The 22,872-nt window shown below is 68.7% G+C and carries 10 protein-coding genes and 1 pseudogene (1 of these 11 cut by a window edge); 7 read left to right on the forward strand and 4 right to left on the reverse strand.

All coding sequences use genetic code 11. The annotated features are described in order from the left end of the window. The 6 genes from HR086_RS02285 to HR086_RS02310 all read left to right on the forward strand — a co-directional run. Window positions 1-13,827: part of a non-ribosomal peptide synthase/polyketide synthase coding region (locus HR086_RS02285; protein ID WP_174464717.1), annotated on the forward strand (this coding region is incomplete at its 5' end). Its footprint begins 19,082 nt before the window's first position; the window shows 13,827 of its 32,909 annotated nt. A 117-nt stretch (window positions 13,828-13,944) separates the two neighbouring features. After that, entirely contained in the window at window positions 13,945-14,409 is a 465-nt protein-coding gene (locus HR086_RS02290; protein WP_174464718.1) for a DUF4442 domain-containing protein, read from the forward strand. A 243-nt stretch (window positions 14,410-14,652) separates the two neighbouring features. Next, window positions 14,653-16,251, forward strand: coding sequence for a PKD domain-containing protein (locus tag HR086_RS02295; RefSeq protein WP_174464719.1), 1,599 nt, complete (start codon window positions 14,653-14,655; stop codon window positions 16,249-16,251). A 94-nt stretch (window positions 16,252-16,345) separates the two neighbouring features. Beyond that, on the forward strand, window positions 16,346-16,702 hold the full coding sequence (locus HR086_RS02300) for a MerR family transcriptional regulator (protein ID WP_141640287.1): 357 nt from the start codon (window positions 16,346-16,348) through the stop codon (window positions 16,700-16,702). Between the two features lie 7 nt (window positions 16,703-16,709). Beyond that, a complete protein-coding gene (locus HR086_RS02305) occupies window positions 16,710-17,645 on the forward strand; it encodes an alpha/beta fold hydrolase (RefSeq protein ID WP_174464720.1) in 936 nt (311 codons plus the stop codon). Window positions 17,646-17,746: 101 nt separating this feature from the next. Next, complete coding sequence (locus HR086_RS02310) at window positions 17,747-18,301, forward strand: DUF1801 domain-containing protein (protein ID WP_174456265.1); 555 nt, start codon at window positions 17,747-17,749, stop codon at window positions 18,299-18,301. 291 nt (window positions 18,302-18,592) lie between these two features. Here the strand turns inward: HR086_RS02310 and HR086_RS02315 are convergent. The 4 genes and pseudogenes from HR086_RS02315 to HR086_RS02330 all read right to left on the reverse strand — a co-directional run. After that, window positions 18,593-19,003 (reverse strand): annotated as a pseudogene (locus HR086_RS02315) (DUF1801 domain-containing protein); the annotation flags it as partial. Window positions 19,004-19,028: 25 nt separating this feature from the next. Continuing rightward, window positions 19,029-19,427: a DoxX family protein gene (locus tag HR086_RS02320; RefSeq protein WP_141640291.1), complete on the reverse strand. Its 399-nt coding sequence runs from the start codon at window positions 19,425-19,427 to the stop codon at window positions 19,029-19,031. 18 nt (window positions 19,428-19,445) lie between these two features. Beyond that, the gene (locus HR086_RS02325) at window positions 19,446-19,991 is read right to left on the reverse strand and encodes an SRPBCC family protein (RefSeq protein WP_174456267.1); all 546 of its coding nucleotides are present in this window, start codon (window positions 19,989-19,991) and stop codon (window positions 19,446-19,448) included. Beyond that, entirely contained in the window at window positions 19,978-20,325 is a 348-nt protein-coding gene (locus tag HR086_RS02330; RefSeq protein ID WP_141640293.1) for a helix-turn-helix transcriptional regulator, read from the reverse strand. Before HR086_RS02330 ends, HR086_RS02325 begins: the two co-directional genes overlap by 14 nt. 144 nt (window positions 20,326-20,469) lie before the next feature. On the opposite strand from HR086_RS02330, the gene HR086_RS02335 reads away from it, so the two are divergent. Further along, window positions 20,470-22,842, forward strand: a complete 2,373-nt coding sequence (locus HR086_RS02335; RefSeq protein WP_174464721.1) for an excinuclease ABC subunit UvrA — start codon at window positions 20,470-20,472, stop codon at window positions 22,840-22,842. Window positions 22,843-22,872 lie beyond the last annotated feature (30 nt).

Below are 22,872 nucleotides of genomic sequence, written 5' to 3' on the forward strand. Positions count from 1 at the left end.
TTCATGACGTTGCTGGCCGCGTTCCAGGTGCTCCTCGCGCGCTACTCCGGCCAGGACGACATCGTCGTCGGCTCGCCCATCGCCGGGCGCAACCGGGGGGAGACCGAGGGCCTCATCGGCTTCTTCGTCAACACGCTGGCGCTGCGCGCGCGGCTGGAGCCACGCGCCTCCTTCGCCTCGCTGCTGAAGCAGGTGAAGCGCACCACGCTGGAGGCCTTCGACCACCAGGACGTGCCCTTCGAGAAGCTCGTCGAGGAGCTGCACCCCGAGCGCAGCCTCAGCTACTCGCCGCTGTTCCAGGTCATGTTCTCCGTGCTGAACACCCCCATGGGGGCGCTGGAGCTGCCCGGGTTGCGGCTGGAGGGACTGGGGGACCACGAGATGCCCCTCAAGTTCGACCTGAACCTCACCCTGACGGAGACGCCAGCGGGCTTCGTGGGCACGCTCGACTACAACGTCGACCTGTTCGACAACGCCACCATGGCGCGGATGGTGGAGCACCTGCTCACCCTGCTCCGCGCGGCCGTGGCGGACCCCGAGCAGTCACTCTCCGCCCTGCCGCTGATGGACGAGGCCGAGCTGCGACGCGTCCTCGGAGAGTGGAACGACACCCAGACCTATGTCCTGGACGCGGACCTGCGGCCGGTCCCCACGGGCGTGCCCGGCGAGCTGTATCTGGGCGACGAGGGTCTGGCGCGCGGCGCCCCGCACCAGCCCCACCTCATCGCCGAGCGGTTCATCCCAAACCCGTTCAGCACCGAGCCCGGTGCCCGCATCTACCGCACCGGCGACAGGGCGCGCTGGCTCGCGAACGGAACCCTCGAGCACCTCGGCCGCCTCGACTCCCAGGTGAAGCTGCGCGGCTTGCGCATCGAGCCAGGTGAAGTCGAAGCCGCGCTCCTGCGACAGCCGGGCGTCCAGGAGGCCGTCGTGCTGGTGCGCGACGACCTGCTGGTCGCCTACGTGGTGCCACGAGCAGAGAGCACGCTGGAGGCCACGGAGCTCCGGCGAGGACTGCTGACCGGACTGCCTGAGCACCTGGTACCCGCGGCCTTCGTGGTGCTGGATGCGCTGCCCCTCTCGCCGAACGGCAAGCTGGACCGCGAGGCGCTGCCCGCGCCAGACCTGCAGGCCGAAGTGGAGGCTGCGTGGATCGCCCCCCGCACGCCCACGGAGCAGACGCTGGCGGAGCTGATGGCCGCCATCCTCCGCGTCGAGCAGGTGGGAGCGCAGGACAGCTTCTTCACCCTGGGAGGCCACTCGCTGCTCGCCACCCAGCTCGCCTCTCGCATCCGGGCCGCGTTCCAGGTGGACCTCCCCCTGCGCGCCCTCTTCGAGGACCCCACCGTGGCGGGCCTCGCCGCGCGCATCGACGCCAGCCGGGGGGAGACGACTCCGGCGGTGCCGCCCCTGCTTCCCGTACCTCGTACGGAGGCGTTGCCGCTCTCCTTCTCCCAGCAGCGCCTGTGGTTCATCGACCAGCTCTCCCCGGGCACGCCGCTCTTCAACCTGCCCACGGCGCTGCGCGTGGAGGGTGCACTGGAGGTCGGAGCGCTGGAGCATGCCTTCAACACCCTGGTGAACCGCCACGAGGTCCTGCGCACCACCTTCGCCATGCGTGACGGTGCGCCGGTGCAGCGCATCCGTCCCGCCTCCCGCTTCAGCATGCCCGTGATGGACCTGAGCGCGCTGTCCGAAGAGGAGCGACAGGCGCGGACGCAAGCCCTCATCGCGGCGGACGCCCTCGCTTCGTTCGACCTCTCCACGGGGCCGCTCCTGCGCGCCTCGTTGCTGAAGCATGGCGCACAGGCCCATGTGCTCCTGGTGACGATGCACCACATCGTCTCCGACGCGTGGTCCACGGGCGTCCTCGTGCGCGAGCTGGCCACGCTGTACGTGGCTCGAACCACGGGCACTCCGGCCGCGCTGCCTCCGCTGCCCGTGCAGTACGCCGACTACGCGGCATGGCAGCGCTCCTGGCTGCGCGGCGACATGCTCCAGCGACAGCTCGACTTCTGGAAGGAGCACCTCTCGGGCACCTCGGGTGTCCTCGAGCTGCCCACGGACAGGCCTCGTCCGGCCGTCCAGTCCCACAAGGGCACCCTGCTCCCTGTCGCGCTGACAGGCGAGCTGAGCGCCTCCGTGCGAGCACTGGCCCAGCGTGAGGGCGCCACGCCCTTCATGGTGCTGCTCGCGGCCTGGCAGCTCGTGCTCGCCCGCTACGCCGGGCAGGACGACGTCTCCGTGGGCTTCCCCATCGCCAACCGCCAGCAGGGGGAGACGGAGGGCCTCATCGGCTTCTTCGTCAACACGCTCGTCCTGCGCTCGCGCATTGACGCGCGCGGCTCCTTCCTCCAGCTCCTCGCCCACGTGCGGAGCGCCACGCTGGCCGCATACCAGCACCAGGACCTCCCCTTCGAGAAGCTCGTCGAGGAGCTCCAGCCCCAGCGCGACCTCGCTCGCAGCCCGCTCTTCCAGGCCACCCTCACCCTTCAGAACACCCCCGTCGAGGCCATCCAGCTCCCGGGGCTCTCCTTCGCTCCGCTCACCGCGAACATCACCACGTCGCAGTACGAGGTCAGCCTCCTGCTGGAGGAGGGGACGCAGGGCTTCTCCGGCGCCCTCAACTACAACACCGACCTCTTCGATGCGGACACGGTGAAGCGGCTGATGCGCCACTACGCCGTGCTGCTGGAGGCCGTCACCGCCGCGCCGGAGCGCCCGCTGGGCCTCGTGTCGCTGCTGTCCTCCGAGGAGCGGCATCAGGTCCTGGCGCTGTGGAACGCCGCCGCCGCGGAGTACCCGCGTGACGCGGCCATCCATCAACTCTTCGCCCGACAGGCCGCGCTCACTCCGGACGCCGTCGCCGTCGAGTCCGAGGACGCGAGCCTCACGTACGCGCAGCTCGACGCGCGCGCGAACCGGCTCGCCCATCATCTCCGCGGACTGGGCGTTCAGCCCGGCAGCCGCGTCGCCGTGCACCTGAAGCGCTCCGTGGACCTGGTGGTCGCGCTGCTCGGCACCCTCAAGGCGGGAGCCGCGTACGTCCCACTGGATGCCACCTGGCCGACCGAGCGCATGGCGTGGGTCCTGCGCCAGTCTTCCTCCGCCGTCCTGTTGACGGAGTCGTCGGTGGCAGACGAGCTGCCGGAGCTGGGCGTCGTGCTCGTCGTCATGGACGAAGAGGCCGCGCATATCGCCCGCCAGCCAGACTCGGCCCCAGCGGTGCCCGCGAGCGCGGACGCCCTGGCCTACGTCATGTTCACCTCGGGGAGCACCGGCGAGCCCAAGGGCGTCTGCGTGCCGCACCGGGGCGTCGTCCGACTCGTGCAGCCTCACGGTGCCATCCGATTCGGGCCCAACGAGGTCTGGCTCCAGGCGGCCCCCGTCGCCTTCGATGCCTCCACGCTCGAACTCTGGGGCGCGCTGCTTCACGGCGCCCGGCTCGTCCTCGCGCCTCCTGGAGCGCTTTCCCTGGAGGAGCTGGGAGCGCTGCTCGCGCGTCACCGCATCTCCTCGCTCTGGCTCACCGCTGCCCTCTACGAGCAGATGGTGACGTATCAGCCCCAGGCGCTGACCGGCGTCTCCCAGGTGCTCGCGGGTGGAGACGTGCTGCCCGCGCGGCGCGTGCGCGAACACCTCGCGCTGCTGCCTCCGAGCGGCGTCCTCATCAACGGCTACGGCCCCACCGAGAACACCACATTCTCCGCCACACATGCCCTGCGCGCGGGTGATGCGGTTGGCGACTCGGTCCCCATCGGCGGGCCGGTGCCTCACTCCTCCGCCTTCGTGTTGGACGGCTCATTCCAGCCGACGCCTCCCGGAGTGACGGGCGAGCTGTACGTCGGAGGCGACGGCCTCGCCTGGGGCTACCTCGGGCGGCCGGACCTCACCGCGGAGCGCTTCGTGCCCCATCCCTTCGGGGCTCCGGGCACGCGGCTCTACCGCACGGGTGACAAGGCCCGGTGGCGGATGGATGGAACCTTGGAGTTCCAGGGCCGCGCCGACTTCCAGGTCAAGGTGCGTGGCTTCCGCATCGAGCCCGGTGAAGTGGAGAGCACCCTGCGCCAGCACCCGGGTGTCGGCGAAGTCATCGTCGTCGTGCGCGAGGACGTGCCGGGCGACAAGCGACTCGTCGCCTACGTGGTGCCCTCGGATCATGGACTGGACACGGGCGCCGTGCGCGGCTTCCTCGAGGAGCGGCTCCCCGCGTACATGGTGCCGTCGGCCATCGTCACGCTGACAGAGCTGCCGCTGACAGCGAACGGCAAGGTCGACCGCAAGGCCCTCCCTCCGCCCGGAGTCAGCACTCAGCCTCAAGAGGCGCCCGAGATGCCACGCACCGCCACGGAGGAGGTGCTCGCGGGCATCTACGCCGAGGTGCTCGGTGTCTCGCGAGTGGGCCCGGAGGACGACTTCTTCGAGCTGGGAGGCCACTCCCTTCTCGCCACGCAGGTCGTCTCCCGCATCCGCTCCGCCTTCAACGTCGAACTCCCGCTGCGGGAACTCTTCGAAGCCCCCACCGTCGCCGGACTGGCCCGGTACCTGGATGCCTCGCGACAGGAGCAGCAGGGGCTGGAGGTTCCGGCGCTGACGCCCGTGCCGCGCACAGGCGCCCTGCCGCTGTCCTTCGCGCAGCAGCGACTGTGGTTCATCGACCAGCTCGATCCCGGCAGCGCCCTCTACAACATCCTCACGGCGCTCCGCCTCGAGGGGACACTCGACATCGCCGCCTTGGAGCGAGCGGTCTCCGACGTCGTCTCACGCCACGAGGCGCTCCGCACCACGTTCACCTCCATCGACGGGCAACCGTCCCAGGTCATCCACCCCGCGGCGCCCGTCTCCATCGCGCTCATCGACCTGCGGCACCTGGAGGATGACCACCGTCAGGCCGAGGCCCGACGACTGACGGTGGAGGAAGGAGAGCGTCCCTTCGACCTCACCTCCGGACCGTTGTTCCGCCTCTGCCTCGTCAAGCTGGCGGAGCGCGAGCACCTGCTCCTCGCCAACATCCACCACATCGTCTCCGACGGTTGGTCTTCCGGCGTGCTGGTGCGCGAGCTGGGCACGCTCTACGCGGCGCACCTCTCCGGCGAGCCGGCCGTGCTTCCTCCGCTGTCCGTGCAATACGCCGACTTCGCCGCGTGGCAGCGCGGCTGGCTGCGTGACGACGCGCTGCGGACGCGGCTGGCCTACTGGAAACAGCAACTCCAAGGAGCCCCCGCGCTGTTGGAGCTGCCCACCGACAGGCCCCGCGCCGCCCACGCGTCGCGCGAGGCCGTCATCCTCCCCATCGCGCTGGGAGCCGAGCTGTCCAACGCCATCAAGGCGCTCTCACAGCGCCAGGGCGCCACGCCCTTCATGACGCTGCTTGCCGTCTTCCAGCTCCTGCTCTCCCGCTACTCGGGCCAGGACGACATCTCCGTCGGCTCCCCCATCGCCGGCCGCAACCGCGAGGAGACCGAGGGCCTCATCGGCTTCTTCGTCAACACGCTGGTGCTCCGTGCGCGCATCGACCCACGAGCCTCGTTCCACGCGCTGTTGGAGCGCGTCCGAGCCACCACCCTGGGAGCCTTCGAGCACCAGGACGTGCCCTTCGAGAAGCTCGTCGAAGAGCTGCAGCCCGAGCGGGTCCTCGATGTCCCCCCGCTCTTCCAGGTCATGTTCTCCCTGCTGAACACGCCCATGGGAGGCCTGGAGCTGCCCGGCCTGCGAGTGCATTCCGTCGACCAGGGTGACGCGCTCGCCAAGTTCGACCTCAACCTCACCTTCGTCGAAGCACCTTCTGGATACGAAGGCGCCCTCCAGGTCGCCGCCGCGCTGTTCGATGCCTCGACGGCCGCGCGCATGGTGGCGCACTTCCTCACGCTGCTCCGCGCCGCTGTGAAGCAGCCGGATGCCCCGGTCGCGTCCCTTCCGCTCATGGACGAGGCCGAGCAGCACCGCGTCCTGGTGGAGTGGAACGACACGCATGCGGACTTCCCCGCGCACACCACCGTCCACGCCCTCTTCGAGGAAACCGTCGCTCGCACTCCCGACGCGCTCGCCGTGTCCATGGGCGACGCTCAGCTCACCTTCCGTGAGCTGGACGCACGCGCCAATCAGCTCGCCCACGCGCTGCGCGACCTGGGTGTCGGGCAAGGCTCACGAGTGGGCCTGTACTTCCGCCGCGCACCCGACATGGTCGTGGCCCTCTGGGCAACCCTCAAGGCCGGTGCCGCCTACCTGCCTCTCGACCCGGCCCTGCCCGACTCTCGCATCGCCTTCCTCCTGCAAGACACCGACGTCGCCGTTGTCCTCACCCAGGCCGCGCTCGCGGACGCACTGCTCACGAACACAGTCTCCGTCCTCCGAGTCGACAAGGACTGGGACGTCACGGCGGGCAAGCAGCCCACGACTGCTCCGGCCCCCCTGGCCACCGCCGACGACCTCGCCTACCTCATCTACACCTCTGGCAGCACCGGCCTCCCCAAGGGCGTCATGGTGGAACACCGGGGCGTCGTGAACTACCTCACCTGGGCCCTGCACGCGTACCGCATCGCCGAGGGCTCGGGCTCACCGGTCCACTCGCCGCTCTCCTTCGACCTGACCGTCACCAGCCTCATCGCTCCGCTCATCGCAGGGAGACCCGTGGTGCTCGTGCCCGAGGAGGCAGGCGTGGAGGGGCTGGGTGAAGCCCTGCGCGAGGGCAGCGACTTCAGCCTCGTGAAGCTGACGCCGACGCACCTGCAACTGCTCTCCTACCAGCTCACGCAGGGTGAGGCGGCCGGTCGCACCCGAGCCTTTGTCATCGGCGGCGAGGCCCTGACCGCCGAAGGCGTGGCCTTCTGGCGCAAGCACGCTCCGGACACCCTGCTCATCAACGAGTACGGCCCCACCGAGACGGTGGTCGGTTGCAGCGTCCACACCGTGGCCCCTGGAGACGCGACGAGCGGTGCCATCTCCATCGGCCGTCCCATCGCCAATACCCGCCTGTACGTCCTGGATGCCCACCTGCGCCCGGTGCCGGTAGGCGTCGTGGGTGAGCTGTTCATCGGCGGCTCGGGCGTGGCGCGCGGCTACTGGCGGCGTCCCGCGCTGACCGCGGAGCGCTTCATCCCCGATGCCTTCAGCGCGCTGCCTGGAGCCCGGATGTACCGGACGGGCGACCGCGTCCGCTGGGGCGCCGACGGACGGCTGGAGTACCTGGGCCGCGCCGACTTCCAGGTGAAGGTGCGTGGCTACCGCATCGAACTGGGAGAGATTGAATCCGCGCTGCGGACGCATGCCTCCGTCGGCGACGCGGTGGTGGTGGTGCGCGAGGAGGGCCCTTTGGGCGCACGGCTCGTGGCCTACGTCGCGCCGCATTCAGGCGCCCCCCTCCCCGACGCCAACGCCCTGCGGGGACATCTGGGTGAACGCCTCCCGGCGTACATGGTGCCCTCGGCCATCGTCTCGCAGGAGGCACTGCCCCTGTCCTCCAACGGCAAGGTCGACCGCGCCGCGCTGCCTTCGCCGGACGCCGTGAGCACCGACTCCCACGTCGCACCTCTCAACGCCACCGAGCGCACGCTGGCAACCCTCATGGCGGAGTTGCTGCGCATCGAGCACGTCGGCGCCGAGGACTCCTTCTTCGCGCTCGGCGGACACTCCATCCTCGCCACCCAGCTCGCCTCGCGCATCCGCACGGTCTTCCAGGTCGAGCTGCCCCTCCGAGCCCTCTTCGAGGCGCCCACCGTCTCGTCCCTCGCTGCACGCATCGACGCGAACGCTCGCGGGGGCACCTCTGCGTTGCCTCCCCTGATTCCCGTATCCCGCACCCAGGCACTGCCGCTGTCCTTCGCGCAGCAGCGCCTGTGGTTCATCGACCAGCTCGAGCCCGGCAGCGCGCTCTACAACATGCCCGCGGCGCTGCGGCTGGAAGGGGCGCTGGACGCGGACGCGCTCGAGGCCAGCTTCGACGCCCTGGTGCGACGCCATGAAGCCCTCCGCACCACCTTCCCGTCTCATGACGGCGAGCCCGTGCAGGTCATCCACCCGGCCGCGGCCTTCTCACTTCCGCTCGTGGACCTGAGCCGCGAGCACGGGGACGAGCGCGCTGCTCGGGCTCAGCGGCTCATCAACGAGGAGGCGCTCAAGCCCTTCCACCTGGCCACCGGCCCGCTGCTGCGCGCTTCGCTGCTCCGGATGGACGCGAAGGAGCACGTGCTGCTGGTGACGATGCATCACATCGTCTCCGACGGCTGGTCCATGGACGTGCTGGTGCGCGAGCTGGTCACGCTCTACGCGGCCATCACCACGAACACGTCGCCAGACCTCGCGCCATTGCCTGTGCAGTACGCCGACTTCTCCGCATGGCAGCGCGCGTGGCTGCGCGGTGAGGTGCTCCAGCGACAGCTCGACTACTGGAAGCACCAGCTCGCGGATGCGCCCGCCGTGCTGGAGCTGCCCACCGACAGGCCCCGCCCGGCGGTCCAGTCCTCCCAGGGTGGAGCGGTGCCATTCCACCTGCCCGAGGAGCTGACCCAGTCCCTGGAGTCCTTCACCCAAGCCGAAGGGGCGACGCTCTTCATGGGCGTGCTGGCCGCCTTCCAGCTCCTGCTCTCGCGTTACTCCGGGCAGGACGACATCTCCGTGGGCTCGCCCATCGCGGGACGCAACCGAGCGGAGACCGAGGGCCTCATCGGCTTCTTCGTCAACACCCTCGTCCTGCGCTCTCGCATCGCCCCACGCTCCACCTTCCGCGAGCTGCTCTCCCAGGTCCGTGCATCCACGCTCGCCGCCTACGAGCACCAGGACGTCCCCTTCGAGAAGCTCGTCGAGGAACTCCATCCCCGGCGCAGCCTGAGCCACTCGCCGCTCTTCCAGGTGATGCTCGCGCTCCAGAGCACGCCTCGACAGGCGCCGTCGCTCCGCTCCGAACAGAGCGGGCTGGAAGCACTGAAGCTCACGCCGATGGGCGTGGAGGGGCTGGAGGCGAAGTTCGACCTCTCGCTCTCGCTCGCCCGGACATCCCAGGGACTCGGAGGAGCGCTCGACTTCCGCGTGGAGCTGTTCGACGAGCGGACCGTCGCGCGCATGGCAGGGCACCTCATCACCCTGCTGAAGGCCGTGGTCACCACGCCCGATGCGGACCTGGGTTCGCTGTCCCTCCTCTCCGACGCGGAGCGGGAGCAGCTCCTCGTGACGTGGAACGACACGCACCGCGAACTGCCGTGGGGAGGGGCGCTGCACGAGCGAATCGAAGCTCAAGTCGTTCGCACACCCGATGCGCTGGCGGTCCTCGACGACACGACGTCGCTCACCTTCGACCAGCTCGACCGTCGGGCCAACAGGCTCGCCCACTGGCTGCGGGCTCACGGCGTCAGGCCCGAGTCCCGCGTCGCCATCTGCATGGAGCGCGGCGTCGACATGATTGTCGCCGTCCTCGGCGTCCTCAAGGCGGGCGGCGCGTACGTCCCCCTGGACCCCTCCCATCCTCGCGAGCGGCTCGCCTTCGTGCGCCGCGACTCCGGCGTCACGCTCATCCTCACGCAGCAACTCCTGGCCGAGCGGCTGGAGACGCCGTCCGTCAAGGTCCTCCGCATGGATGACCCGGACGTGGCCCAGATGCTCGCCAGTGAAGCGGACACCGCGCTACCCCGTGTCTCCGCGCCCCAGCACCTCGCCTACGTCATCTACACGTCGGGCAGCACCGGGCATCCGAAGGGCGTCATGATTCAGCACGCCTCCGTGATGAATCTGCATGCGGCCCTCGCGTCCACGGCGCTCGCCGGCCTGCAAGGCCCGCTGCGAGTCAGCCTCAACGCGCCGCTGGCCTTCGATGCGTCTGTCCAGCAGCTCATCCAGCTCTCCGACGGCCACACCCTGTGCGTGGTGCCCCAGGCCGTTCGCCAGGACGCACCCCGACTGGTGAACTGGGTGGAGCAACACCACATCGACGTGCTCGACTGCGCGCCGTCCCACCTGCGTCTGCTGCTCGATGAGGGGCTGGCCTCCAATCGAGCCCTGCGAGTCCTCGTCGGAGGCGAGGCGGTGGACGACGCCCTCTGGGAGCGGCTCGCCACCCATCCACGCATCACCGCCTTCAACGTCTACGGGCCCACCGAGTGCACGGTGGACTCGACGGCGCGTGCGGTGCGCGGAGCTCCGCGTCCTTCGCTCGGCTCACCGCTGACGAATGTGCGGGCCTACGTCCTGGATTCCCACCTCCAGCCTGTCCCCGTGGGTGTCTCCGGAGAGCTGTTCCTGGCCGGCGATGGCCTCGCGCGTGGCTACCTCGCGCGCCCGTCCCTCACCGCGGAGCGCTTCGTCCCCAATCCGTTCAGCTCCGTCCCCGGCGCGCGCATGTACCGCACGGGAGACAAGGTGCGCTGGCTCCCTGATGGAGAGCTCGCGTTCCTCGGCCGCCTCGACTTCCAGGTGAAGCTGCGCGGCTTCCGCATCGAGCTGGGCGAAATCGAAGCCACCCTCGCCCGCCACCCCGACATCCGTGAAGCCCTGGTCCTCCTCCGCGAGGATGTCCCAGGAGACCAGCGCCTCGTCGCCTACTACACCGCTCACTCACGCCCGCCCGAGCCCGCGGCCCTCCGCGCCTACCTCACCAAGAGACTCCCGGCCTACGAGGTCCCCGGCGCGCTCATGGCCCTGGAATCCTTCCCGCTGACGCCCAACGGCAAGGTGGACCGCAAGGCCCTGCCTTCTCCCGAAGCGACCCCCGGCGCCGACGCCTTCGTCGCTCCGCTCACACCCACCGAGGTGCGCCTCGCCGCCCTCTGGGCCGACGTCCTCCGCCTCCCGGTTGTCGGCCGGCATGACCACTTCTTCGAGCGCGGCGGCCATTCGCTGTTGGCCACCCGGTTGATGTCGCGCATCCGCTCCGTCTTCGCCCTGGAGCTCCCCCTGCGCGCCCTCTTCGAGGCGCCCACCCTGGAGTTGCTCGCCCTCCGCGTCGAGCGCGCCACCGAGGCGTCCGCGCTCCCGCCGCTGCTCCCCGCACCGCGAGACGGCGCACCGTTGCCTCTCTCCTTCGCGCAGCAGCGCCTCTGGTTCCTCGAGCAGCTCCAGCCCGGCACTCCCACGTACAACATGCCCACGGCCCTCCGCCTCGAGGGCGCGCTCGACGTCCCGTCCCTCCAGCGCGCCTTCTCGGAGCTGCTCCGCCGCCACGAAGCCCTCCGCACGTCCTTCGCCGAGGACAACGGCGCTCCCTTCCAGCACATCTCCCCCCCGGCTCCCTTCGCGCTCCTCGTGGAGGACCTCTCCTCCGTCGAGGAGCGTGAGGCCCTCGCTCGCGAGCGGGCGCATCAGGACGCCGTCCGCCCGTTCGACTTGAGTCGCGGCCCCCTGCTTCGCGCCTCCCTGCTGCGCCTCGCACCCCAGCAGCACGTGCTGCTCCTCAACCTCCACCACGCCGTCACCGACGGCTGGTCCATGGGCCTGCTCGTCCGAGAAGTGGTCACCCTCTACGAAGCCTTCCGCCAGGGACTCCACTCCCTCCTTCCCGAGCTGCCGCTCCAGTACGCCGACTACGCCCTCTGGCAGCGCCAGTGGCTCAAGGACGACGTCCTCTCCCGGCAGGTGGCCTGGTGGAAGCACCAGCTCGCCGGAGCCCCCGCGCTCCTCGAACTGCCCACCGACTTCCCTCGCCCACCGCTCCAGTCCTTCCACGGTCGCACCGTCGACTTCCAGATTCCCGGGGCCCTCGCTCGCGCCGTGGAAGCCTTCTGCAAGCAGGAGGGCGCCACCCTCTTCATGGGCGTGCTGGCCACCTTCCAGCTCCTGCTCTCGCGCTACTCCGGGCAGGACGACATCTCCATCGGCTCCCCCATCGCCGGCCGCAGGGCTTCCGAGTTGGAGGGCCTCATCGGCTTCTTCGTCAACACCCTCGTCCTGCGCTCCCGCGTCGAGCCGCGCGCCTCCTTCCGTCAGCTCCTCTCCCAGGTGCGAGCCTCCACGCTCGCCGCCTATGAACATCAGGACGTCCCCTTCGAGAAGCTCGTCGAGGAGCTCAAGCCCCAGCGCAGCCTCAGCTACTCGCCACTCTTCCAGGTGATGTTCACCCTCCAGAACACCCCCACGGACACGCTGGAGGCCGGCGAAGGCACCACGATGCTGAGCGTCCAGTCCGTCGCGCCCGACGTGCGTTCCACCCACTTCGACCTGACGCTGTCGCTCGCCGAAACGCCGGAGGGCTTCTCCGGCGCACTGACCTATCGGACCGACCTGTTCGAGGAGTCCACCATCACTCGCATGGCGGGACATTTCGCCACGCTGCTGGAAGCCGCCATCCACGCTCCCGAGACACATGTGGGCGAGCTTCCGCTGATGCCCGTCGCCGAGCGCGAGCAGATGCTGACTCGCTGGAACGACACCCATCGCGAGCGGCCCTGGGAGGGCGCCATCCACGGAGAGGCCATTGACGAGTCCTACTGGGAGAAGCTCTCCGCCCCCCGGCCCGTCGGCACCCCGCTGGCCAACGTGCAGGCCCACGTCCTCGATGCACGCATGCAGCCCGTTCCCCTGGGGGTTCCCGGCGAGCTCTTCCTCGCGGGCGCGGGCGTCAGCCGGGGCTCTCTCAGCGGGCCTGGCCTCACCGCCGAGCGGTTCCTCCCAGACCCGTTCTCGTCCACGCCGGGCGCCCGCCTCTACCGCACGGGCGACAAGGTGCGCAGACGGGACAACGGCGAGCTGGTGTACCTCGGCCGCTTCGACGACACGGTGGACCCGAAGGCCCAGCCCGCTCCGGACATGTCCTCCACGAGCAGCGAGTACGTCGCTCCGCGCAACCCTGGCGAGGAGACCATCGCGGCCCTCTGGCGCGAGCTCCTCGGCAGGCAGAAGGTGAGTGCCACCGACGACTTCTTCGCCCTCGGCGGCCACTCCCTGCTGGCCGTCCGCCTCATGTCGCTGCTTCGCGAGCGGCTGGGTGTCTCGCTGCCGGTGTCAGCCCTCTTCCAGGCCTCCACCGTGGAGCGACTGGCACGACGGGTGGAGCAGCGCGAGCAGGCTCCACGGCCCACTCCCAACCTCGTGCGCCTGGACACCGGCACGTCGACCGAGCGGCCCCTCTTCCTCGTCCACGGCGGCGGAGGCGCGGCGCTGGGCTACACCGAGCTCGTTCGTGAGCTCGGTACCCAGCGGCCCATCTACGGCCTGTCCGCGTCCGGCATGGAGGGCGGCGAGCTTCCCGAGTCCTCCGTGAAGACGCTGGCGCGCGACTACCTCGCACAGCTCCGCACGGTGCAGCCTCGGGGGCCGTACCTCCTCGGCGGCTGGTCCTTCGGCGGCGTCGTGGCACACGAGATGGCGCGGTTGCTCGAGGCCACGGGAGAGAAGGTGGACCTGCTGGTGCTGCTCGACAGCCGCGCGCCCACGCGGCAGCCGATGCCCAAGCCCGACACGCTCACGCTGCTCGCCGGCTTCGGTCAGATGCTCGGCGTGTCCTGGGGAGACGCCTCACTAGAGGTGGGGCGGCTGGAGCACCTGGGAGCGCGAGAGGTGCTGGCCCAGGTGCTGCCACGGCTGCGACTCGCCGCTCCGGCCTTGCACACGCTGGAACTCGACACGGCTGAGCGGCTCTTCAACGTCTACCAGCGACTCACCGAGGCCCAGCGTCGCCACGTGCCAGACGGTGTCTACACGGGTCGGACCGTGCTCTTCCGCGCCACCCGGTCTCCCGACGAGGCCCCGTTGCGCGAGGACCGCGGCTGGCGCGAGTGGCTCACTGGAGTGCTCTCCGTGCACGACGTCGCGGGCGACCACTTCACGATGTTGAGCGCGCCGCGAGTCTCCGAGCTGGTGGAGCAGCTCGCGCGAGACCTGGAGGACGCAGCCTCGAGGGGATGACAAAGCAGGCCATCCCCTCGGCCTCCGCGCCTCGGGGCAGACAAGGCAGTGGTGAAGATACAGCCATGACCTCCCGGGTAATCGCGCAGCCGGTGCCCGGGAGGCAGGCTGTCTGGCATGAGCTCCGCCATCTTCCGCAGCCCGCTTCTTTTCAAGGCCGTGATGAGTGTCTGGCCTCCCTATTGGGGAACCGGCATCGCCATCGATGAAGTCGACCCGCATTGGCGCAGCGCCACGGTGCGCATGCGCCAGCGCTTCTACAACGCCAACGCCTTCGGCACCCATTTCGGCGGAAGCCTCTATGCGATGTGCGACCCTCACTACGCGCTGCTGCTGATTCCGCTGCTGGGAAGCGGCTACGTCATCTGGGACAAGGCCGCGTCCATTGAGTTCCTGAAGCCCGCGCGCGGCACCGTGACGGCTGTGTTCGACTGGAGCGAAGCGCAGCTCGAGGAGATCCGCCAGAGGACGGCCGACGGAGAGAAGTTCGAGCCGCGACGCACCGTGGAGATACGCGATGGGGCGGGCGAGGCCGTCGCCCTCGTCCACAAGACCCTCTATGTGCGGCGCCGCAAGGCCTGACGCCCGGCGGTGCCATGGATTGTTCGGGGAATGCCCTACCAACGCCCATGTTTCAACGTTCCTGCCTGACTTGAATCGCTCCAAAGATTGACATGGCGAAATCGCCGCTCCCAAGGTTGGCCTGTCGCCAACGCTGGCGACCCGGAGCGCCTGCTGGTGTGAGCGAGCGCAATGGCTCTCACAGGCAGACGCGCATCGCCGTCCATTGCGTCGTTCGCGACGCTCAATGCCGAGGAGCCATCCATGTCGAAACCAAGCCAGTCAGCGCCACCCCTCTCCCGCCGCCTGTTGCCAGCACTCGCCGCCCTCGCCCTGGCCATCGCCGCACCCGTCGCCAGCGCGGCCTCCGCGGTCTACGGCGGCGGCCCGTTCTATTCGGGCGGAACCGCGGTGATGGACGACCTGCGCGCCTCGGGCTTCACCACCATCATCCTGTGGAGCTTCCACATCGAGGACAACGGCGACCTCGTCTACAACGACATCCCCGTGGTCAGGAACGGCGCATACATGGGTGATGCCGCGTGGCCGACACGCCTGGCCACGCTCAAGACCGCGCCGACCTCGGTGAATCGCATCGAGGTGTCCATCGGCGCCTGGAGCGTTCCGGACTTCGAGCGCATGGCCAGATTGGTCAATGGCACCGCCGCCGGCTGCGGCACCACCCTCGTCTGCGGCACCGGCAGCAACAGCATCCTGTACAGGAACTTCCAGGCGCTGAAGGCCGCCACCGGCGCCGACGCGGTGAACTTCGACGACGAGAGCGCCTACGCCCTGGCTCCGACGACGACCTTCGGGCAGATGCTCATCGGCCAGGGTTACAAAATCACCTTCGCGCCGTACACCCAGCAGACGTTCTGGCGGAGCCTCAAGGACAACCTGGGCAGTGCCGTCGATAGAATCTACCTTCAGGTGTACGACGGCGGCGCCGGCAACAACCCGGCGAGCTGGAACACCGCGATGGGCATGACGGTCGACCCGGGCCTGTGGTCCAGGCATGGCACTGGCTGCACTTCGGGCGACAGCCCGGCCTCGGTGCAGAGCCGGATGAGCGGCTGGAAGACCAGCGCTGGCATTCGCGGCGGCTTCATGTGGTTGTACGACGACATCCAGCGGTGCTCCGCGCAGGGCACGAGCGCGCAGTACGCGGCGGCCATCAACACCGCGGTCAGCGGCAACACCCCGCCGGTGGCGAACTTCGGCGTCACCGTCAGCAGCCTCACCGCGACCTTCACCGATTCATCCACCGACGCCGACGGCACCATCACCTCGCGCGGTTGGAACTTCGGCGACGGCGGCACCTCCACCGCGACGAACCCCTCGCGCACCTATGCGAGTGCCGGCAACTACAACGTCACCCTCACCGTCACCGACAACGGCGGCGCGAGCAATACCAAGAGCCAGACGGTCTCGGTCGGCGCGGGCGTCGCCAATCTGGCGTTGAACAAACCCACCACCAGCTCGGCCGCCTGCAACAGCAACGAGTCCGCGGCCAAGGCGGTCAACGGCAGCGTCTCGGGCGGCACCACCGACAAGTTCTGCTCGCTGGTCTCGCCGGCGTGGATGCAGGTGGACCTGGGCTCGGCGCAGACGGTCAGCAGCTTCACCCTCAAGCACGCGGGGGCCGGGGGCGAGAACACGAGCTGGAACACCCAGGCGTTCACCATCCAGACGTCGAGCAACGGGACCACCTGGAGCACGCCTGTCACGGTGAGCACCAACACCGCCAGCAGCTCCACGCACGCCATCACCTCGACGTCGGCGCGCTACATCAAGCTCAACGTGACGACGCCCACCCAGAATGGAGACCCGGCGACGCGAATCTACGAGTTCGAGGTTCGATAAGCTCTTGAAGAGGAAGCCGACCCGCGACGCACCGTCGCGGGTCTTGACCTTGACACTGGTGTCAGGGGCTAGCGTTCGTTTCCAAGAGAGCCGGATGAACATCGGAGAACTCGCCAGGCGCACGGGCTGCAGTGCGCGCTCCATCCGTCACTATGAGAAGACGGGGCTCCTCAGGTCGAATCGACGCGCGAATGGCTACCGGGATTTCGATGGGGAGTCGGTGCCCCGGGTGATGCAGGTGGCCCACCTCATCCGGCTGGGCTTCTCCCTGGGGGACATCGCCACCTTTCCCCCCTGCATGCTCCGCGACGTCACGCATGCCATCTGTCCGCAGGCGCTCGCGCTCCACCGCAAGCGACTGGCGGAGTTCGACCAACAGCTCCTGGAGCTCGCGGGCCGTCGAGACCGGCTCGCTCGCGCGCTGGGCGCGAATGCCCGCTCCACGAAATGAGGACCTCATGCATCGTCGCGACCTGATGAAGACCGCCCTCCTGGGCGCGGGCCTGCTCCCGATGCAAGGCGCCCTCGCCGCCGCGTCCGAGCGGGGCAAGCAACCCCGTCGCTCGTTCCTCCTGGTGCATGGCGCCTGGCACAACGCCCTCCACTGGGCACGCCTCACGGAGGCACTCTCCGCGCGAGGCCACCAGGTGGTGGCCATCAACCTGCCCGGACACGGACTCAATGCGCGGTTTCCCTCGGCCTACGTGACGGGCGACGCGGCGAAGCTCCTCGAGGAGCGCTCACCGCAGGGGGACCTCACCTTGGAGGACTGCGCCGTCGCCGTGGTCACCGCGATGGAGAAGCTGCGACAGGGGGCGGGCGGGACGAAGCTCGTCCTCGTGGGCCACAGCGTGGGCGGCGCCGTCATCACCCGGGCGGGAGAGCTGGCGCCACAGCACATCGGCCGGCTCGTCTACCTGAGCGCGTACTGCCCCCTGCGACTGGGAAGCCCCAGTGGCTACAACGAACTGCCCGAGGCGCGCACCGGCTACGGGGAGACGCTGTTCCTCGGTGACCCGGGGAAGCTGGGCGCGGTGCGCATCAACCCTCGCGGAGGCACGGACTATCTGGAGGCCCTTCGCGAGGCGTACTACCAGGACGTGCCCCTGGCGGACTTCCTGCCCTTCGCGCTCTCCCTGACGCCGGACCTCCCCTTGTCGCTCTGGACCGCCAAGGTGGGCGCCACCCCGGCGCGCTGGGGCCGGATTCCTCGCAGCTATCTTCGCTGCACCCAGGACCGCGCACTGGCACCGGCGCTCCAGGAGTTGATGATTCGCGAGGCCAACGCCTTCACGCCCGGCAATGCCTTCACCGTCGAGTCATTGGAGGCCTCGCACTCGCCATTCGCCTCACAGCCCGAGGCGCTCGCCGCGCTCCTGGACGGTCTGCGCTGAGCTGAAGTGAAGGTTGCCCTCGGCAGCCTGGGCCGCGCGGCTTATCCTCCAGACGTTGGAATGACGTGCGTCAAAGCCACCGAGGTCCAGGAGGGAGCACAATGGCCGGCAAGACACCCCGGAAGTCGGCGAAGGTCGCCAAGAAGACCGCCGCCAAAGCCAGCAAGCCCAAGCCCACGAAGGCCCCGGCGAAGAAATCACCGGCACGCCGTGCGGCGCCCAAAGCCACCCCGGCCCCGCGCAAGAGCGCCAAGGAGCCTCGCCTCCTCTCCGGCGGCAATCCTCAAATCGCGAAGGGCTACGGCGACGCCCCCGTGCAGGCCTACATCGCGGCCATGCCGGGCTGGAAACGCAACGTCGGGCACCGCCTCGACGCGCTCATCTCGCGCACCGTCCCCGGCGTCAGCAAGGCGGTCAAATGGAACTCGCCGATGTACGGAGTCGAAGACCAGGGCTGGTTCCTTGGCGTCCATTGCTTCGCGAAGTACGTCAAGGTGGCGTTCTTCCGCGGCACCTCGCTGCGTCCTCTCCCCCCGGGCGAATCCAAGAGCCAGGACACGCGCTACCTCGACATCCGCGAGGACACTCCGCTCGACGAAGCTCAGTTCGCCAGGTGGGTGAAGCAAGCCAGCAAATTGCCTGGCGAACGGATGTGAGCGGCCACCCGCGCCGCTCCTGAAATCAGCGCGAACGCCGCCGCCTCTTTCATCAGCGGCGGCGTGTCCGACCTCATCCGCTCAGCCTCTTCTCCAGACCCGAAATGAGGCGCCCCGTGCGGAACCACGCAGGGGCGGAATCCCTCAGGACTTCGCCTTCTTCGAGGGCCTGGCCTTCACCGCCGGCTTCGCCTTCGCCTTCGAGGGCTTCGCCTTCACCACCGCCTTCGCCTTCGCGGGCTTCGCCTTCACTACCGGCTTCGCCTTCGCGGGACTGGCCTTCACCACTGGCTTCGCCTTCGAAGGCTTCGCCTTGCCCTCGCTGTTGAGGTCGATCGCCTGGCGAATGAGCATCTTGAACGCGGCCGCATCCACCTTCTCTCCTTCGCGGATGTCGATGGCGCGGCGCGTATTCCCTTCGAGGCTCGAATTGAAGAGCCCGCCCGGGTCCATCAGGGAGGCGCCCTTGATGAAGGTCAGCTTCACGACCTCCTTGTAGGACTCGCCCGTGCAGATGATGCCGTCGTGCGACCAGACCGGAGTGCCCATCCACTTCCACTCCTCGACGACGTCCGGGTCCGCATCCTTGATGAGCTTGCGCATCCTGGCGAGGGTCTCCCCACGCCAGCCCCCAAGGTCGACGATTCTCTGCGAGATGAGCTCCGATGCCGACGGGCCTTCACTCGCGACGGGCTTTTTCATGGTCTCCTCCTAGAAATTCCAGCGCTCAGGCGGTCGCCGGGCGGAGCCCAACGGACGGGGCCTGCAGGCGGCGCCAGAAGAAGTACGAGAGCCCCCAGAGTACGCCGGTGACCACCGCGTAGATCCACGACTCCGGGCCGTGTCCCATCGCGAGGTGGGCGATGAGCGCCGAGACGAGGGTGTAGGCGAAGCCCGCATAGGCCCACTCCTTGAGCCGCGCCGGCACCGGCGCGAGCAACAGCACCACGCCGAGCAACTTGGCCCACGCGAGTTCCTTGCGGAAGTAGTGAGGGAAGCCGAGCTGGGCAATCGCCTCCGCCACCTCCGGCATGCTCAGCTGCGCGTAGGCGGTGAAGCCCATCTGCAGGCAGAGCAGCGCGGTGACGACCCAGAAGCCAATGACGATACCTTTTGAGCGGTGCATGTTCATGTCCAACGGGGGTTAGAAGGAGGGAGCTTCAACGCCGAACTGCTTGGCGTACTCGACGTTCAAGCGCTGCCAGCCATCGAACCGCATGGCGTCAGGACCCACGAGGCGTCCGATGGGCTGACCCGCGAGCAGCCGATCCATCACATCGAAGCAGATGTGCCATCCCGCGGCGCCCATCGAGATGAAGCCACGGTTGATGTTGTGCCAGAGCGTGAGCCGGGTGCCGGCCCCCTGCGGCTCCAATTCCCAGCGGAGGTCCTGCCCTCCCCAGCTGTATTCGAGCAGCCGAGGCTCGTCGGCCCGCTTGATCTGCGTCTCGGCGACCATCTGCTTCGGAGCTCCCACGGTCGACAGCTTCGCGGTGCCCACGCTCCCCAGGTTCCGGTCAGAGTCGAACGGCGCCCATTCGCGCAGATGCTCGGGCTGGGTGATGGCCCGCCAGACCTTCTCGGGAGGATGGGAGAGGTCGCGCACGACCACGAGCGTCCACTTCTCTCCCTCTTTCTGAACCCTGGCACCAGTAGCGGCACCCGGCATGTAGTGCTCACGGCTGCTCATGTTTCTTCTTTCCTTTCACAGGAGGAACCTTGTCCATCTTGTCCAGGTGCTGCTCCAGCGCATCCAGGTGCTTCGACCAGAAGCGCCTGAAGGGAATCAGCCATTCGTCGAGTTCCATGAGCGGCTCCGGTCTCAATCGATAGAGGCGACGCTGCGCTTCGATACGTGATTCCACGAACCCGGCGTCCCGCAGCACCCGCAGGTGCTTGGAGACGGACGGCTGCGACAATCGAAGCTCGCGCTCGATGTCGCCCACGGAGCGCTCCGACGAGAGCAGCAGGCTCAGGATGGCCCGTCTGTGAGGCTCCGCGATGATGGCGAACGATGATTCCACGCCCAATATATACCCATTGAGGTATATACCCGTCAAGGCATATTACTCGCCGTCAGCCGCCGGTCGACGTAGAAGCTGAGCGGCCGGACGGCCAGACCGTTCGGATGTCCCACACCCCACCCCACTGCCGTTGGTTCCCAAGCCATGACTGAGCGCAAGCCCTCCCCCAGCCAGCCTCCCGCGGACCGCCACGACCTGATTCGCGTCCGGGGCGCACGTGAGAACAACTTGAAGGACGTGAGCGTCGAGCTCCCCAAGCGACGGCTGACGGTGTTCACCGGCGTGTCGGGCTCGGGCAAGTCGTCGCTGGTGTTCGGCACCATCGCCGCGGAGTCGCAGCGGCTCATCAACGAGACCTACAGCGCGTTCGTGCAGGGGTTCATGCCGAGCCTGGGCCGGCCGGAGGTCGACGTCCTGGAGGGGCTGACGCCGGCCATCATCGTCGACCAGGAGCGGATGGGCGCCAACTCCCGCTCGACGGTCGGCACGGCGACCGACGCCAACGCGATGCTGCGGGTGCTGTTCAGCCGCCTCGGCAAGCCGTACATCGGCTCGTCCAACGCCTTCTCCTTCAACATCCCGTCGGTCCGAGGGGTCGGAGAGGTTTCAGTCGAGAAGGGCGACGGGAAGACCGAGAAGCGCGAGTTCACGGCCGCCGGCGGCATGTGCCCGCGCTGCGAGGGCATGGGCTCGATAACGGATATCGACCTGGCGCAGTTGTACGACGACACGAAGTCGCTCGCCGAGGGCGCGCTCACGATTCCTGGGTACACCCCCGACGGCTGGCAGGTGCGCATCTTCGCGGCCTCGGGCTTCGTCGACCCGAACAAGCCCATTCGGAAGTACACGAAGAAGGAGCTCCACGACTTCCTCCATCACGAGCCCATCAAGGTGAAGTTCGAGAGCATCAACCTGACCTACGAGGGCCTGATTCCGCGAATCCAGAAGTCGTTCCTGACCAAGGACAAGGAGGCGATGCAGCCGCACATCCGTGCGTTCGTGGAGCGGGCGGTGACGTTCACCCCCTGTCCCGAGTGTGGCGGCACCCGGCTCAACGCAGCCGCCCGGTCCTCCAAAATCAAGAAGATCAACATCGCGGACGCCTGCGCGATGCAGATCAGCGACCTGGCCGAGTGGATTCGCGGGCTGAACGAGCCGTCCGTCGCGCCGTTGCTGGCGACGCTGCGGCAGACGCTCGACTCGTTCGTGGAGATTGGCCTGGGCTACCTGAGCCTGGACCGGCCGTCGGGGACGCTGTCGGGCGGTGAAGCCCAGCGCACGCAGATGATTCGTCACCTCGGGTCCGCGCTCACGGACGTGACGTACGTGTTCGACGAGCCGACGGTCGGCCTGCACCCGCACGACATCCAGCGGATGAACAACCTGCTGCTGCGGCTGCGCGACAAGGGCAACACCGTGCTCGTCGTGGAGCACAAGCCGGAGGTCATCGAGATCGCCGACCACGTCGTCGACCTGGGCCCTGGGGCTGGAACCGCCGGTGGTGAGGTGGTGTTCGAGGGCACCGTCGCCGCGCTGCGGGCCAGCAAGACGCTGACCGGACGGCACCTGGACGACCGGGCTGCGTTGAAGCCGTCGGTGCGCAAGTCGTCGGGGGCGCTGAAAATCCGCGGCGCCAGCTCCCACAACCTGAAGAAGGTCGACGTCGACATCCCGCTCGGTGTGCTGGTGGTGGTGACGGGCGTGGCCGGGTCGGGAAAGAGTTCCCTGATTCACGGCTCGGTGTCGGGCAGGGACGGAGTGGTGTCGGTCGACCAGGCCCCGATTCGGGGCTCGCGGCGGAGCAACCCCGCGACGTACACGGACATGCTGGAGCCCATTCGCAAGGCGTTCGCGAAGGCCAACGGCGTGAAGCCCGCCTTGTTCAGCGCCAACTCCGAGGGCGCCTGCCCCACGTGCAACGGCGCCGGAGTCATCTACACCGACCTGGCGATGATGGCCGGCATCAGCACGCCCTGCGAGGACTGCGAGGGCCGACGGTTCCAGGCGGCGGTGCTGAAATACAAGCTCGGCGGGCTCAACATCGCCGAGGTGCTCGACCTGCCCGTCAAGGACGCGGTCGCATTCTTCGGTTCCGGCGCGGCGAAGACGCCGGCCGCGCATGAGATTCTCACGCACATGGCCGACGTCGGGCTCGGCTACCTGCGGCTCGGCCAGCCGCTCACGACGCTGTCGGGTGGCGAGCGGCAGCGGCTGAAGCTCGCGACACACATGGGCACCGACGGAGGCATCTACGTGCTGGACGAGCCGACCACCGGCCTGCACCTGGCCGACGTCGAGCAGATGCTCGGGCTGTTGGACCGGCTGGTCGACTCCGGCAAGTCGGTCATCGTCATCGAGCACCACCAGGCGGTCATGGCGCACGCCGATTGGCTCATCGACCTGGGACCGGGCGCGGGCCACGAGGGCGGGAAGATTGTCTTCGAGGGCACCCCGGCCGACCTGGTCGCGGCGCGCTCGACGCTGACCGCTGAGCACCTCGCGACGTACATCCGCTGACCAGGAGACGTGGACCACGGGGGCGCGGGT

Origin of the sequence: Myxococcus sp. CA039A, from assembly GCF_013336645.1 — a bacterium.
Classification (GTDB): Bacteria; Myxococcota; Myxococcia; order Myxococcales; family Myxococcaceae; genus Myxococcus; species Myxococcus llanfairpwllgwyngyllgogerychwyrndrobwllllantysiliogogogochensis.